16 protein-coding genes are annotated in these 13,862 nt (G+C 40.7%); 13 read left to right on the top strand and 3 right to left on the bottom strand.

Features of this window, described 5'->3' with window-relative positions:
* Window positions 1-207: 207 nt before the first annotated feature.
* Complete coding sequence (locus ACFWE9_RS01265; RefSeq protein ID WP_230156772.1) at window positions 208-2,778, top strand: vitamin B12-dependent ribonucleotide reductase; 2,571 nt, start codon at window positions 208-210, stop codon at window positions 2,776-2,778.
* 143 nt (window positions 2,779-2,921) lie between these two features.
* On the opposite strand, the gene ACFWE9_RS01260 is transcribed toward ACFWE9_RS01265, so the two are convergent.
* Window positions 2,922-3,107 carry a hypothetical protein gene (locus ACFWE9_RS01260; protein ID WP_230156774.1) on the bottom strand — a complete coding sequence of 62 codons (186 nt, stop codon included), beginning with the start codon at window positions 3,105-3,107 and terminating at the stop codon, window positions 2,922-2,924.
* A gap of 136 nt (window positions 3,108-3,243) precedes the next feature.
* Between ACFWE9_RS01260 and splB the strand changes: the two genes are divergently transcribed.
* Both splB and ACFWE9_RS01250 read left to right on the top strand, forming a co-directional pair.
* Window positions 3,244-4,269 carry a spore photoproduct lyase gene (splB, locus tag ACFWE9_RS01255; protein ID WP_230156776.1) on the top strand — a complete coding sequence of 342 codons (1,026 nt, stop codon included), beginning with the start codon at window positions 3,244-3,246 and terminating at the stop codon, window positions 4,267-4,269.
* Window positions 4,270-4,352: 83 nt separating this feature from the next.
* Window positions 4,353-5,234 carry a patatin-like phospholipase family protein gene (locus ACFWE9_RS01250; RefSeq protein ID WP_230156778.1) on the top strand — a complete coding sequence of 294 codons (882 nt, stop codon included), beginning with the start codon at window positions 4,353-4,355 and terminating at the stop codon, window positions 5,232-5,234.
* 21 nt (window positions 5,235-5,255) lie between these two features.
* Here ACFWE9_RS01250 and ACFWE9_RS01245 read toward each other — a convergent pair whose 3' ends face one another.
* Both ACFWE9_RS01245 and ACFWE9_RS01240 read right to left on the bottom strand, forming a co-directional pair.
* Entirely contained in the window at window positions 5,256-5,630 is a 375-nt protein-coding gene (locus ACFWE9_RS01245) for an SA1362 family protein (protein ID WP_230156780.1), read from the bottom strand.
* A 136-nt stretch (window positions 5,631-5,766) separates the two neighbouring features.
* Window positions 5,767-6,720 (bottom strand): DUF1385 domain-containing protein, encoded by a 954-nt coding sequence (locus ACFWE9_RS01240; protein ID WP_230156782.1) that lies wholly within the window; start codon window positions 6,718-6,720, stop codon window positions 5,767-5,769.
* Between the two features lie 333 nt (window positions 6,721-7,053).
* Here ACFWE9_RS01240 and ACFWE9_RS01235 point away from each other — a divergent pair, with 333 nt between their 5' ends.
* The 10 genes from ACFWE9_RS01235 (at window position 7,054) to spoIIIAF (ending at window position 13,857) form a co-directional block, all read left to right on the top strand.
* Entirely contained in the window at window positions 7,054-7,566 is a 513-nt protein-coding gene (locus tag ACFWE9_RS01235; RefSeq protein WP_230156784.1) for a YqhR family membrane protein, read from the top strand.
* 95 nt (window positions 7,567-7,661) lie between these two features.
* On the top strand, window positions 7,662-8,117 hold the full coding sequence (gene aroQ, locus ACFWE9_RS01230) for a type II 3-dehydroquinate dehydratase (protein ID WP_230156786.1): 456 nt from the start codon (window positions 7,662-7,664) through the stop codon (window positions 8,115-8,117).
* Window positions 8,110-9,171, top strand: coding sequence for a M24 family metallopeptidase (locus tag ACFWE9_RS01225; protein ID WP_377355326.1), 1,062 nt, complete (start codon window positions 8,110-8,112; stop codon window positions 9,169-9,171). Before aroQ ends, ACFWE9_RS01225 begins: the two co-directional genes overlap by 8 nt.
* 26 nt (window positions 9,172-9,197) lie before the next feature.
* Window positions 9,198-9,755 carry an elongation factor P gene (efp, locus tag ACFWE9_RS01220; RefSeq protein ID WP_034308328.1) on the top strand — a complete coding sequence of 186 codons (558 nt, stop codon included), beginning with the start codon at window positions 9,198-9,200 and terminating at the stop codon, window positions 9,753-9,755.
* 166 nt (window positions 9,756-9,921) lie between these two features.
* A complete protein-coding gene (spoIIIAA, locus tag ACFWE9_RS01215; RefSeq protein WP_230156788.1) occupies window positions 9,922-10,854 on the top strand; it encodes a stage III sporulation protein AA in 933 nt (310 codons plus the stop codon).
* The gene (gene spoIIIAB, locus ACFWE9_RS01210) at window positions 10,847-11,362 is read left to right on the top strand and encodes a stage III sporulation protein SpoIIIAB (protein ID WP_230156789.1); all 516 of its coding nucleotides are present in this window, start codon (window positions 10,847-10,849) and stop codon (window positions 11,360-11,362) included. Before spoIIIAA ends, spoIIIAB begins: the two co-directional genes overlap by 8 nt.
* A gap of 21 nt (window positions 11,363-11,383) precedes the next feature.
* Complete coding sequence (spoIIIAC, locus tag ACFWE9_RS01205) at window positions 11,384-11,587, top strand: stage III sporulation protein AC (protein WP_034308319.1); 204 nt, start codon at window positions 11,384-11,386, stop codon at window positions 11,585-11,587.
* A 22-nt stretch (window positions 11,588-11,609) separates the two neighbouring features.
* Window positions 11,610-11,990, top strand: coding sequence for a stage III sporulation protein AD (gene spoIIIAD, locus ACFWE9_RS01200; protein WP_230157089.1), 381 nt, complete (start codon window positions 11,610-11,612; stop codon window positions 11,988-11,990).
* A gap of 33 nt (window positions 11,991-12,023) precedes the next feature.
* A complete protein-coding gene (gene spoIIIAE / locus ACFWE9_RS01195) occupies window positions 12,024-13,232 on the top strand; it encodes a stage III sporulation protein AE (RefSeq protein WP_230156790.1) in 1,209 nt (402 codons plus the stop codon).
* Window positions 13,233-13,248: 16 nt separating this feature from the next.
* Window positions 13,249-13,857 carry a stage III sporulation protein AF gene (gene spoIIIAF / locus ACFWE9_RS01190; RefSeq protein WP_230156791.1) on the top strand — a complete coding sequence of 203 codons (609 nt, stop codon included), beginning with the start codon at window positions 13,249-13,251 and terminating at the stop codon, window positions 13,855-13,857.
* Window positions 13,858-13,862: the final 5 nt, after the last annotated feature.

Raw genomic sequence — 13,862 nt, 5'->3', positions numbered from 1 at the left:
TGATTTATCGTTTGACAAAATTAAAAGTTATTCAACTCAAACACAATATATAGTGGTTTAAATATTTAAAGTGACACTATATGTTGATTTTTGAGTTTCGCTATGATAAATTTAGGATACTTGTTAAGCGAAACGGACATGTAAGGCTACATATAGATTTTTGCGGCGGCAAGAACGGATCTTGAAACATATAAAGGAGAGGGAATTATGTCGGTTGTAATAAAAGAAGCTTTAAAGGTTGATCTAGAAAGGTTGAATAAGGATATTTCTTTATTTCCCCAGGTACACCCTGTAACGGCTGATATGAAAATGACGCATAAGGGAGTGTCCCGTCTAGTCATGCTTGACCGCTATTCTTTTAAGGATACTGAAAAAGTCACGCTCTCGGCAGGAGATTTCGTCGTGTTGACGATTAAGGAAGATCCGAAATTCCCGGCACGGGGTCTCGGTTACATCGTTGAAATAGATTGGGAAACGAAAAAAGCCAAGGTATTGGTGGATGATGAATTCCGTGGTGTATTGGATAATCCGGAAGAAGTGGAGACGGGGATTATAAACCGCCCGTTGGATATTATCGAAAAGCCGCTTGAAATATACTATGAACAAATTGCGAAACGTAATGCAACCGGATTGGCTTCAGTTGAAACAACGGAAGAAAAAAGAACGGAATGGTTCAATAAATTCTATGAAGAATTAAAGAACCTTAATTTTGTCCCAGCAGGACGCGTATTATATGGGGCAGGTTCCAATACGGATGTTACTTATTTCAACTGCTATGTGATGCCATTCGTACCGGATTCACGTGAAGGGATTTCCGAACATAGGAAACAAGTGATGGAAATCATGAGCCGCGGCGGCGGAGTGGGTACGAACGGATCGACACTGCGTCCAAGAAACACGCTGGCTAAAGGGGTTAATGGAAAATCCTCGGGTTCAGTATCATGGCTTGATGATATTGCGAAATTGACGCATCTTGTTGAACAGGGCGGAAGCAGACGCGGTGCGCAAATGATCATGCTTGCTGATTGGCATCCGGATATTGCAGAATTCATCATTTCCAAAATGCAAAATCCCAGGATTCTGCGTTACCTAGTGGAAAACACTAGAGATGAAGCCATCAAGAAATATGCGATGGATAAATTGAAATTCACGCCGCATACCGAACAGGAATCGGCTATGTATCAAGGAATCATCAATTATAAAGAGATTCCCGGTCTAGGTGGATTTAGCGAGAAAATCATTAAGGATGCAGAAGAAAAGGTACGTACTGGCGGAACGTACAGTGTCCATAATCCAGATTTTCTTACAGGTGCCAATATCTCGATTTGCTTGACCAAGGAATTTATGGAAGCAGCAGAACAAGATGCAGAATACGAATTGCGTTTTCCTGATGTTGAAAGCTATAATGCCGAAGAAATGGCTACTTATAATGAAGAATGGCATAAAGTCGGTGATGTTCGCGAATGGGAGAAGATGGGTCACAAAGTCCGTGTTTACCGTAAAATCCGAGCTAAAGAGCTTTGGAACTTAATAAACATTTGTGCGACATATTCTGCAGAACCTGGTATTTTCTTTATCGATAATGCTAATGAAATGACTAACGCTAAAGCATATGGTCAACAGGTCGTAGCTACGAACCCATGTGGTGAACAGCCATTGGCTCCATATTCAGTATGTAACCTTGCTGCTGTCAATTTAGCGGAAATGGCTGATAAAGACAACAAAACGGTTGATTTCGAGAAGCTTAAAGTTACCGTTGAAGTCGGTGTGCGGATGCAGGACAATGTCATTGACGCAACTCCTTACTTCTTGGATGAAAACAAAAAACAGGCTCTTGGCGAGCGCCGGGTTGGACTTGGTGTAATGGGTCTGCATGACCTGTTAATTTACTGTGAAACGGAATACGGATCTGAAGAAGGAAATATGCTGGTTGACAAGGTGTTTGAAACGATTGCGACTACTGCTTACAGGGCTTCCGTGGAACTTGCTAAAGAAAAAGGCAGTTTCCCGTTCCTGATCGGGTCAACGGATAAAGAAACCGATGAGCTTAGAACACGCTTCACACAAACCGGATTTATGGAAAAAATGCCGGAAGATATCAGGGAGAGTGTTGCTGCACACGGAATCCGCAACTCTCATTTATTGACTGTTGCTCCTACAGGAAGCACAGGAACGATGGTTGGGGTATCAACAGGTCTTGAGCCATATTTCTCCTTCACGTATTTCCGCAGCGGACGACTTGGTAAATTCATTGAAGTTAAGGCTGACATTGTACAGGAATATTTGGACCGTCATCCAGAAGCAGATACAAAAGAGCTTCCAAAATGGTTCATTTCCGCAATGGAATTAGCGCCTGAAGCACATGCTGATGTTCAGTGCATCATTCAACGCTGGATTGACAGCTCGATCAGTAAAACGGTCAATGCTCCTAAAGGATATACTGTTGAACAAGTTGAAAAAGTATATGAACGTCTATATAAAGGCGGAGCAAAAGGTGGTACGGTGTATGTGGATGGCAGCCGTGACAGTCAGGTTCTTACGCTCAAAGCGGAAGAAAACCAAATGGACGAGCAGCTTGAAATGGACGAATTGAATGATGTGGAAGTTAAGAAAAAAGTCGTATTGGTCGATACGATAAATGAACTGCGTTCGACGAATGTTACAATTGGATCGGAAGTAGGCAACACGTGTCCAGTCTGCCGTAAAGGCGAAGTACAGGAAATGGGCGGATGTAACACTTGCACGAATTGTGGAGCACAATTAAAGTGCGGGCTATAAACTGAAAGAACAAAGGTCGTTAAGTGCGCTGGAAAGTTAATCTTAACGGGGTTATATAAAAAATCAAAAGTTCAAGCAAGACAAAAAGTATAGGTAATGAAGAGAAGACCGAATCCTAGGATTCGGTCTTCTCTTTGCATTACTCAACCATTTTCATTTTGCTGGGCTATTTCCTTTTCGGCTAAGTATTGGTTCCCATCTTTCAATACGGAAAATTTATCGACAGAGTCTCCAGGGATATTCCTCGGATTTGGATATTTATTATCGGTTTGGACGGTCATTACTTGTTTTCCCATACCATTTGTCAAGAATTCTTGTTTATTAGCCATTTTGCATCTCCTTCATTTGATTTTCCCAATTAAAAACAATCATGAGGATAACAGAATAAAGAAAAACTATCCTTATTGATTAGATTGTCTAGTTTGATTGAAAATATGACAAATCCACAAAAGAATGGAGAACAAAATGAAGCCTTTTATCCCACAGTTAGTATATATCGAGCCTAGGGCATTGGATTACCCGCTTGGACGGGAATTGAAAAAGAAATTCGAGGATATGAATATTGAAATCCGTGAAACCACATCACATAATCAAATTAGGGATCTTCCTGGAGAAAATGATTTACAAAAATATCGTGTCGCCAAGTCGACTCTTGTGGTCGGGATCAGAAAAACATTGAAATTCGATTCATCTAAGCCCTCTGCTGAATATGCCATCCCGTTGGCTACTGGTTGTATGGGGCATTGTCACTATTGTTATTTACAGACAACACTTGGGTCAAAACCATATATTAGGACATATGTGAATCTTGATGAGATTTTCGAGGCAGCCGAAAAATATATTAATGAGAGAAAGCCTGAAATTACCCGTTTTGAAGCAGCCTGTACATCCGATATCGTCGGAATTGACCATTTGACACATTCATTAAAAAGGGCTATCGAATATTTTGGGAAAAGTGAATATGGAGTTCTCAGGTTCGTAACGAAATTTCATCATGTCGATCACCTTTTGGATGCTGAACATAATGGAAAAACAAGATTTCGGTTCAGTATAAATTCACGTTACGTGATAAAGAATTTCGAGCCCGGCACTTCGAGCTTTGAGGAAAGAATGGAAGCGGCGCGTAAAGTGGCAGGCGCCGGATATCCCTTAGGTTTTATCGTAGCTCCAATTTATCGTCATGAAGAATGGAAGGCAGGCTACCATGAATTATTCGAACGGTTAAGTGATTCATTAAAAGGGGTGGATATTCCGGATTTGACTTTTGAACTAATCCAGCATCGGTTCACTGGTCCAGCAAAAAAAGTGATTCAAAAAAACTATCCGAAAACAAAACTGGAACTGGATGAAACGAAGCGTAAATATAAATGGGGCCGATATGGAATTGGTAAATATGTTTATCAAACCGAAGAAGCCGCAGAACTGGAAACGACCATTCGAGGGTATATAGCGGAATTTTTCCCTAAAGCGGATATTCAGTATTTTACCTGATGAAGGGAATTTCTATATAAAACTGTCATAAATCGCTCTAATCCTGCTTAGAAATGTAAAGACCGGATTAGGGGAGGGCAGCTATGATTATTGACGGCGTTTTTTCCGGAGGCGGGATTAAAGCCTATGGTTTAGTGGGGGGCCTGCAGGAATTAGAGGAACGGGGTTTTGTATTCCATAGGACAGCGGGTACAAGTGCAGGATCCATCATTGCCGCTTTCGTAGCCGCAGGATACACGGGTAAAGAAATGGAAGAGGTTTTTTTTGATATAGATTTAAGCAGCCTGTTGGATAAAAGGCGTGGTCTTTTACCTATCCCGCTTGCCAAATGGCTCCTTGTATACTGGAAACTAGGCCTCTATAAAGGGGATGCTTTGGAAGCATGGATTGCCGGGAAGCTTTCCGAAAGGAATGTAGTCACTTTTAAGGATATCCGACCGAATTCCCTCCGTATCATAACCTCTGATATTACGAATGGTAAATTGGTGGTACTTCCTGATGATTTACCGAACTATGGAATTGATCCGATCACGTTTCCAGTCGCCAAGGCAGTAAGGATGAGTTGCAGCATTCCTTATTTCTTTGAGCCCGTAAAGCTTGATGTTGGGAAAAGCACATTCCTTTTCGTTGATGGCGGTGTGTTAAGTAATTTTCCAATGTGGTTATTCAATTCAGATCATGTAAGAAAGGAACGGCCAGTCATAGGGCTGCGCCTTAGTGTCGATGAGATATGGAAACCTCACGAGGTTGATAATGCGCTTGAATTGTTCTCCGCTCTATTCAAGACGATGAAAGACGCCCATGATGCACGTTATATTTCCAAGAAACACGTACAGAATATTGTGTTTATCCCGATGAAGGGAATTTCAGCATTGGATTTCAATCTGAATGATGAAAAAAAGGGTGAATTGATGAATCGGGGCAGAGAGCGTACGAAAGAATTCCTAAAGCATTGGACATATTGAATAAAAAGAAAAATCGGGCTCTTAAAAAGAAGCCCGATTTTTCTTTTTATTCTTTTTCCCTTCGATGACAGTTAAGTGACTATCGCTTTTCTTTCTCACTTTAAATTTTTTTGATGTTTTTGCTGCTGAGAAGCTAGCCACATTATCCTTTTTCGAAGTTCGGCTTTTTAGCCTTTTTTTCGATTGGAGGGCAGCCTTTCGGAATGCTTGCTGCTCTTTTTTTACTGGTTTTCCCTTTGTTAATCCGGTATAAATCATATAAATAATCCCTGCGACAATGGCTATTATGAGAATGTTTCTAAAAAAGCCAATCGGGTCATTAAATAGTCGGCTCATTAGTCCGAGGACTCCGAGGGCGATGATTCCGTATATCATGAAAGATATGAAACGTTTCAACAAAGACACCTCCTTAAGAGCATCATAAGCATTTTTTGCTTATTTTAAACATTCTTCAAGTGAAATTTTTGAAAAAAACGAAGATCATTCCTTTAGGTAGTATATGCAATTTCATAATCAGAATGTGTATGATGTTTTACACAATTACATCCGATTCTAAACCTTTTTCGGTGTTTTTTTCCATCCTTAACAATTCGCTGAAGGATGCCAATGCGACCTCGACTTGATCGTCGGAAGGAGCTTTGGTTGTCAATAACTGAAGCCAAAGGCCAGGATAGCCAAGGTAACGCAGAACAGGTATATCTCTAACTTTGTTGGTCAACTGCAATACCTCGAAGGCTATGCCGAGAACCACGGGGATAAGCAAAACGCGATCCACGACACGGAGCCATAATGGATCGGTCGGAACAAGCATGTAGACAAACATACCTACAATGACAGTAAATAAAATAAAGCTGCTGCCACAGCGATAATGAAGGCGTGAACTTGCCTGCACATTTGCTACGGTCAATTCTTTTCCGCTTTCAAAGCAATTGATCACCTTATGCTCAGCTCCGTGATATTGAAAGACCCGCTTGATCAAAGGTGTCATGGATACGACGTAAATGTATACGAGCAATAATAACAACTTGAACAAGCTTTCAATTAAAACCTGGGCCATATGGCCACTGAAAACGGGCCTTGTCAATTCGGCAAGAAAGACAGGAATCAAAGTGAAAAGCAACTTCCCAAATAGGAAGGAGAGAACACCGATTACGGCAACTCCCAGCCATACGCTTAATTTAGATGATTCCTTTGTTTCTTTTTTCTCTTCGTCCTGCTTTTCCTCGTTTTCTTGTTCATACTGTTCAGTGGAAAAGTTTAAATGTTTCGAACCGGTAGCACTCGACTGAATCAGTGCTACGATTCCCCGTAGAAACGGGACTTTTTTCAAGCGGTTTACAGCAGGTTTCGATTCACGCGGTAAATGATAATAGACAATCGTTGAATCTTTGCGGCGGACCGCAGTGACTGTGTGATGCTTGCCGCCGAACATGACGCCTTCCACAACAGCCTGCCCTCCATAAACGGGTTTTTGGACCTCAGACATTTCTACACCAACCTAATAGTTATTCACGTAGCTCTCTCATGGGTGCTAACATGTTTATTATCAAGTATCACAAGGGCTAATGACGCGCTTCAAAATGAATCGCACTTTTATCCTTGCAAATACTTTATGAATGTTGAATCACAGGAAGGTAGCATTATCCTGTGTACATTATAAACTTCAACAGAGGATGGATATTTTCCTCTGAAAAAAGCAGATTATTTATGATTTAATCATACAGAATAAATCATAAAACCTCTAGTGATTCTCCTCCTCAAGAATAAAAAAAATAGTTCTATTTAACAGAGGGCATACTATGTAGCGGAGGTGTTTGATATGTCTTCTAATGAAAATGGACAAAATCAACAGGAAAATCAAAACGTGTTAATCTATGATGTATTAGCTATCGGTTTTGTTGGGGGGGCAGCAGCGAGTATAGCCGGAATAATCACGCATTATGTTAATTTTATGGATTTCAGCCCCAAATTCATCCTTACTTCTTGGTCGAATATGACCTGGATTGATCACTGGCTTGGTACGGTCATGACCATACTTGTGTTTGGAATGATATCCGTAGGTATTGCTTTAATATACTATGGTCTCTTTAAAAGGATGAAGAGTATTTTTTCAGGTATTATTTTTGGAGTGGTTTGCTGGGTTTTGCTGATATTTGTCTTAAAACCAATGTTCTCCGATTTGCCAACCGTTTCGAAAATGTCGTCAAATACAATTATAACCAGTATATGCATTTTTATTTTATATGGTCTTTTTGTAGGATATTCAATATCATACGACCACCAGGAATATATACGTCAAAAAAGCAAAGCCGAAAAGCAGTCGGAAAGCTGAATGCTTCTTGGTTGTAAAAAAGTAGTAAGACAATTTGTAATTATGATAGAATGTTCATGGAAAGCATTCTTTTAATTATGAGCAGGTGTTTAGTGATGATAAAAATCTTATTAATCAATGGTCCGAATTTAAATCGCTTAGGGAAGCGGGAACCTGCACATTATGGATCCTCGTCGCTTGCGGATTTGGAAGCTCTATTACAAAAGCAAGCTCAAGGTTTAAATGTGGCATTGACCTCTTTTCAATCCAATCATGAAGGAGCGATTATCGACAAGCTCCATTGGTCGGAAGATCATGGGTTTGACGGGATTATCATTAATCCTGGAGCTTTTACTCATTATAGCTACGCGATTCGTGATGCAATTGCCGGAATTGATGTTCCAGTTGTGGAAGTGCACATTTCGAACATCCATGCCCGTGAAAGCTTTCGGCATGAATCAGTGACCGCGCCTGTATCGGCGGGACAGATTGTCGGCTTGGGGATACACGGATATGAATTGGCGTTGCAGGCGATCACAAAGATTGCAAAGGGGGAGAAATTATATGAATAAACTTACGCGTTTAAGAGCCTCAATGGAAAAGGTGGGCATTGATGGTTTTTTGATTACCAGTACATATAACCGCCGTTTCATGACCAATTTTACGGGAAGTGCAGGTGTTGTCCTGATCTCCCAAAAAGAAGCTAAATTCATCACTGATTTCAGATACGTGGAACAAGCCGGCAAACAGGCGACGGACTATGAAATCGTACAACATAAAGGAACCATCATCGAAGAAGTCGGTAAACAGGCTAAAGAAATGAATATCGGCACACTGGGCTTTGAACAGGAACATCTGACTTTTGCGACATATAAGGCATACGAAACGGGCATTGAAGCCCAACTTAAGCCTGTGTCTGGAATTATTGAGAATTTACGCTTGATAAAGACTTCATCAGAGATTAAGATATTAAAGGAAGCGGCCGCTATTGCCGATGCTGCCTTTACACATATTCTGGATTTCATCCGCCCAGGGGTTACAGAACTGGATGTATCCAATGAACTTGAATTCTTTATGAGGAAACAAGGGGCAACTTCTTCTTCCTTTGATATTATTGTAGCCTCTGGCATAAGGTCTGCTCTTCCACATGGAGTGGCTACGGATAAAATCATTGAAAAAGGCGATTTTGTCACATTGGATTTCGGAGCATATTTTAATGGATATGTTTCAGATATAACTAGGACATTAGCAGTTGGCAAGCCGAGTGAAGAACTTATTAACATTTATGACATTGTTTTAGAAGCTCAACTGCGCGGAATGGCTGGGATTAAACCTGGGATGACGGGCAGGGAAGCGGATGCACTAACTCGTAATTTAATTGAAGAAAAGGGATTTGGGCAGTATTTTGGACATTCGACTGGGCATGGAATCGGTCTTGAAGTCCATGAAGGTCCAGCATTATCCTTAAGGTCCGATATCATTTTAGAACCAGGTATGGCCGTGACCGTTGAACCAGGCATTTACTTGCCGGGTGTTGGCGGAGTGCGGATTGAAGATGATACAATCGTTACAATTGAAGGTAACGAATCACTTACTCATTCAACGAAAGAGTTAATCATTCTGTAAACATGTACATGTAGGAGGACAATTTTATGATTTCTGTAAACGATTTTCGCACGGGTGTAACGATTGAAGTAGATAATGGAATTTGGCAGGTTATCGAGTTCCAACATGTTAAACCTGGTAAAGGTGCTGCATTTGTACGTTCTAAACTTCGTAATCTTCGTACAGGTTCAATCCAAGAGAAAACATTCCGTGCAGGTGAAAAAGTTGCGAAAGCACATATCGAAAACCGCAAAATGCAGTACCTTTATGCAAGCGGAGATAGCCATGTATTCATGGATAACGAAACATATGACCAAATCGAGCTACCAGCTTCAAGCATTGAACGTGAATTGAAATTCCTAAAAGAAAATATGGAAGTGCATATCATGACTTTCCAAGCCGAAACACTTGGGGTAGAACTTCCGAACACAGTTGAACTTGAAGTGGCTGAAACTGAGCCGGGAATAAAAGGCGATACATCTTCGGGCGGAACGAAATCAGCCGTACTTGAGACGGGCCTTTCAGTTCAAGTTCCATTCTTCATCAACCAAGGTGACAAATTATTGATCAATACAAATGAAGGTTCATACGTATCACGCGCATAATTGGAAGAAGACCGAGATTAATATCTCGGTCTTTTTTTTTGTTCTTTTTTGGTGCTTGACGTGATAAAAAATCAATAAAAGTCCAGTTTCTTTTTTAGCTTGTCATCATTTCGATCTGATCTGCATATATTTTATTGCAAGTGGTGTATACAGGAGGATTGTCAAAATGGAAACGATTCTTTCTTTTTTACCGAAAAAATTATACGAGCAGCTCCGGGGTATGACACCGATGATGATCGAAAAAATGGAAGAGCTGCGGATTCGAGTCGGAAGACCGCTTGAGGTCATTGTAGGAGGGGAACCTTTCTTCTTTTCCTATCAAGTGAGCCAATCGGATGCAGATCAATTATTGAATCAAATAGGTCAATTTTCGTTATATACGCTGGAGGAAGAATTAAAGCGAGGATATATAACCATAGCGGGCGGACATCGTGTAGGTCTTGCCGGGAAGGTGATTCTGGAAAATGGGTCTGTCAAAGCGATCAGGGATATTTCCTCATTCAATATTCGGATTGCACGTGAAAAAATAGGGGCGGCAGAACCACTCATTCCTTATTTATTCAATGGAGAATGGAAACATACAATGTTGATCGGTGCACCCCAAACAGGAAAAACGACCATATTACGTGATATTGCAAGAATGATATCCAGTGGAAATGAAAAAAGAGGCATTGCCCCTCAAAAGGTGGGAATAGTGGACGAGCGTTCAGAAATTGCCGGATGTGTTCATGGAGTGCCTCAGCTTGAATTTGGAACAAGGGTGGATGTGCTCGATGGATGTCCTAAAGCGGAAGGGATGATGATGATGATCCGTTCGATGTCCCCGGATGTATTGGTCGTTGATGAAATAGGACGCGCTGAGGATACACAAGCTGTGCTAGAAGCAGTAAATGCAGGTATTAAACTCATGATAACTACACATGGCCATACTCTGGATGAAATCAAGAAGCGGCCCTTTATCGCAGAAATATTAAAGCAAAACATCTTTGAACGTTTTATAGAATTGCAAAGAAGTAAATCAGGAAAGAGGAGCTATAAAGTCCTTGATGCAGCGGGAGTTCCTTTATTCTTGAGTGAAAGTGTGAACCCACATGTTTAAGATAATTGGAGCAGCCATCATTATTATAACCACGACATGGGCAGGCTTCGAGGCAGCGAAAAAATTAAGCATGAGGCCACGTCAACTGAGGCAGCTGAAAGTCGCCATGCAATCGCTTGAAGCTGAAATCATGTATGGTCATACACCTTTGAAAGAAGCAGCCAGGAAACTTTCTAAGCAGCTGGCCAAACCTTTATCCATCTTTTTCGAAACATTTGCAAATCGACTCGAATCGGGTGAGACCACCGTCAAAGAAGCATGGGATGAAAGTTTGAAGAAAATATGGCAATCCCTTGCTTTAAAACAGGGAGAGTTCGAGATTCTTTCACAGTTTGGGGAGACGCTTGGAAAAAGTGATAAATATCATCAGCAAAAGCAAATCATGCTAACGATGGCACACTTGGAACGGGAAGAGATCGATGCGCTCGACCGACAGGGGAAATATGAAAAAATGATGAAAAGTCTTGGTTTTTTAACAGGCCTATTATTAATTATTTTGTTGATGTAGGAATATGTGGGGGGAATGAAAATGGGCATTGATGTGGACATCATATTTAAAATAGCGGGTGTGGGGCTTGTTGTTGCATTTCTTCACACGATACTCGATCAGGTTGGGAAGAAGGAATATGCCCAGTGGGTGACACTATTCGGATTCATCTATATTTTATTCATGGTAGCTTCGGTTGTAGAGGATTTATTTCAAAAAATTAAATCTGTATTCCTATTTCAGTAAGGGGGGATTCGCGATTGAAATCATAAAAATCGTGTCCATTGCCCTGGTCGCCACCTTTTTGGCCCTGGTCGTCAAAGAGCAAAAACCAAATTTTGCTTTCCTGCTAGTCGTTTTTGTAGGCTGCTCCATTTTTCTTTTTTTAGCGGATAAAATATATGAAATCATTCTAATGTTAGAAAAAATTGCAGTTAATGCGAATGTAAATTCGGTATATCTAGAGACCATCTTAAAAATAATCGGAATTGCCTATATTGCTGAGTTCGCTTCTCAAATTACAAAAGATGCAGGGCAGGGATCGCTTGCTTCCAAAATAGAATTGAGCGGAAAAATCTTGATTCTGGCGATGGCGATTCCGATTTTGACGGTCATTATCGAAACGATTATACAAATGCTCCCAAGTTAACGGATTATTCCTACTAGTCAATGAGGTGAATGTATGAAGCAGCGGATGCCTTACTTATCCATTCTATTCGTTTTACTCTTTTTTTTGCATACATCTATTGGACAAGCTGCCGAAAATCCTGAAAATGGTGAAATCGATCAAGAACCAATCATGCAGTCTGAACTGGTACAAGCCCAAATAGAAAGACTGGGTGTTGATGAGCTTAAACAATATTGGGATGACATTGTCACGGAATATGGAGGATTCCTACCGGAAAGCCAGAAAGGAAGCTTCATGGATTTTGTAAGTGGTGATAAGAAATTCTCCTTTGACCAATGGATAAAGGGAATTATTAAATTCATTTTTCATGAACTGCTCGTGAATGGCAAACTGCTGGGATCACTCATCTTGTTAACCGTTTTCAGCATGTTCCTGCAGACTTTGCAGAACGCTTTCGAGCAAAGCTCGGTAAGTAAGGTTGCTTATGCAATCGTTTATATGGTGTTGATCATTTTGGCACTTAACAGTTTTCATGTCGCGATTGAGTATACAAAAGACACGATAGATTTGATGATTTCATTTTTAATGGCGCTGATCCCTTTGCTCCTGGCTTTAATAGCTGCTTCAGGTGGACTTGTATCAGCAGCATTCTTTCACCCGGTCTTAATGTTTTTAATGAATACCAGCGGCATCTTGATACAGTATATCGTCCTTCCGTTATTATTCTTTGCAGCGATTTTAAGCATAGTCAGCACACTGACCGAACATTACAAAGTGACACAGCTGGCACAACTTCTCCGTAACTTTGCCATCGGGATACTAGGGGCATTCATGACGATTTTCCTTGGTGTCATTTCCGTTCAGGGAGCATCCTCCGCTGTAGCAGATGGAGTGACGATCAGAACGGCCAAGTTTGTGACGGGTAACTTTATACCGGTAATAGGGCGCATGTTTACTGATGCAACGGATACGGTCATAAGTGCCTCCGTTCTTCTGAAAAATACAGTTGGCTTGTCAGGCGTCATTATTCTCTTGCTCATAACCACATTTCCCGCCATCAAAATCTTAATGATTTCTTTGGTCTATAAATTGGCAGCAAGTCTTTTGCAGCCTCTTGGTGGGGGGCCTGTAATAAAATGCCTTGATATTATAAGTAAAAGCATGATTTATATTTTCGCTGCCTTGGCCATTGTCTCACTCATGTTCTTTTTAAGTATCACCGTAATCATAGCCTCTGGGAACATTACACTGATGGTTCGGTAGAAAGGAGGAGGGCTAGGTGAGTTTTTTAGCTGGCTGGGTATCCAATATTATCGTATTTGTTTTGCTGGCTACTGTTATCGATATGCTTCTTCCCAATTCAGCTTTACAGAAATATGCCAAATTGGTGATCGGGCTTTTACTGATTGCGATCATCATCACTCCTATATTGGGATTATTCAATAAGGATTTCGACGAAATTCTGTCTGTGGCTACAAGTGAATTTGAAAGTCAGAAAAAAAAAGATTTAGGAAATTTGACAGAAATGAAGAAAAAAGAAATACAAGCTACCCAGGGTGCATATATTTTAAAACAAATGGCTGTTGACTTACAGGCAGAAGTAGAAGAGGAGCTGATGGTGGATTATAACATGAAGATTAGTTCTATTGATGTTGGAGTCAAGAATGAGGAAGAACCAAGCGTTGATGATTTGCAAAACATTACGATTTCATTGGAAAAGGCAGAAGTAAAAGAAGACTCGGAGATAGAGGCCGTAGCGAAGGTTGAAATTAATTCAAAGACACCGTCCTCTACCAATGTAGCCAATTTCGATGCTGTCAAAAGGTTTCTCGCAAAAAGTTGGTCTGTCGATGAAGAAATCATTGAAATCGCCGGGGAAAGGAAGTGACTGAG

The sequence above is a fragment of the Peribacillus sp. NPDC060253 genome (assembly GCF_042727425.1).
Lineage (GTDB): Bacteria > Bacillota > Bacilli > Bacillales > DSM-1321 > Peribacillus.
The sequence above is the reverse complement of the archived record's forward strand: the minus strand, read 5'-3'. Positions and strand labels throughout refer to the sequence as shown.

Coding starts and splice junctions, on each gene's coding strand:
- ACFWE9_RS01235 (WP_230156784.1), top strand. CDS start 7,054: ATGTCTTCTAATGAAAATGGACAAAATCAACAGGAAAATCAAAACGTG.
- aroQ (WP_230156786.1), top strand. CDS start 7,662: ATGATAAAAATCTTATTAATCAATGGTCCGAATTTAAATCGCTTAGGG.
- ACFWE9_RS01225 (WP_377355326.1), top strand. CDS start 8,110: ATGAATAAACTTACGCGTTTAAGAGCCTCAATGGAAAAGGTGGGCATT.
- splB (WP_230156776.1), top strand. CDS start 3,244: ATGAAGCCTTTTATCCCACAGTTAGTATATATCGAGCCTAGGGCATTG.
- ACFWE9_RS01240 (WP_230156782.1), bottom strand. CDS start 6,720: ATGTCTGAGGTCCAAAAACCCGTTTATGGAGGGCAGGCTGTTGTGGAA.
- spoIIIAA (WP_230156788.1), top strand. CDS start 9,922: ATGGAAACGATTCTTTCTTTTTTACCGAAAAAATTATACGAGCAGCTC.
- spoIIIAE (WP_230156790.1), top strand. CDS start 12,024: ATGAAGCAGCGGATGCCTTACTTATCCATTCTATTCGTTTTACTCTTT.
- ACFWE9_RS01250 (WP_230156778.1), top strand. CDS start 4,353: ATGATTATTGACGGCGTTTTTTCCGGAGGCGGGATTAAAGCCTATGGT.
- spoIIIAC (WP_034308319.1), top strand. CDS start 11,384: ATGGGCATTGATGTGGACATCATATTTAAAATAGCGGGTGTGGGGCTT.
- ACFWE9_RS01260 (WP_230156774.1), bottom strand. CDS start 3,107: ATGGCTAATAAACAAGAATTCTTGACAAATGGTATGGGAAAACAAGTA.
- ACFWE9_RS01265 (WP_230156772.1), top strand. CDS start 208: ATGTCGGTTGTAATAAAAGAAGCTTTAAAGGTTGATCTAGAAAGGTTG.
- spoIIIAB (WP_230156789.1), top strand. CDS start 10,847: ATGTTTAAGATAATTGGAGCAGCCATCATTATTATAACCACGACATGG.
- efp (WP_034308328.1), top strand. CDS start 9,198: ATGATTTCTGTAAACGATTTTCGCACGGGTGTAACGATTGAAGTAGAT.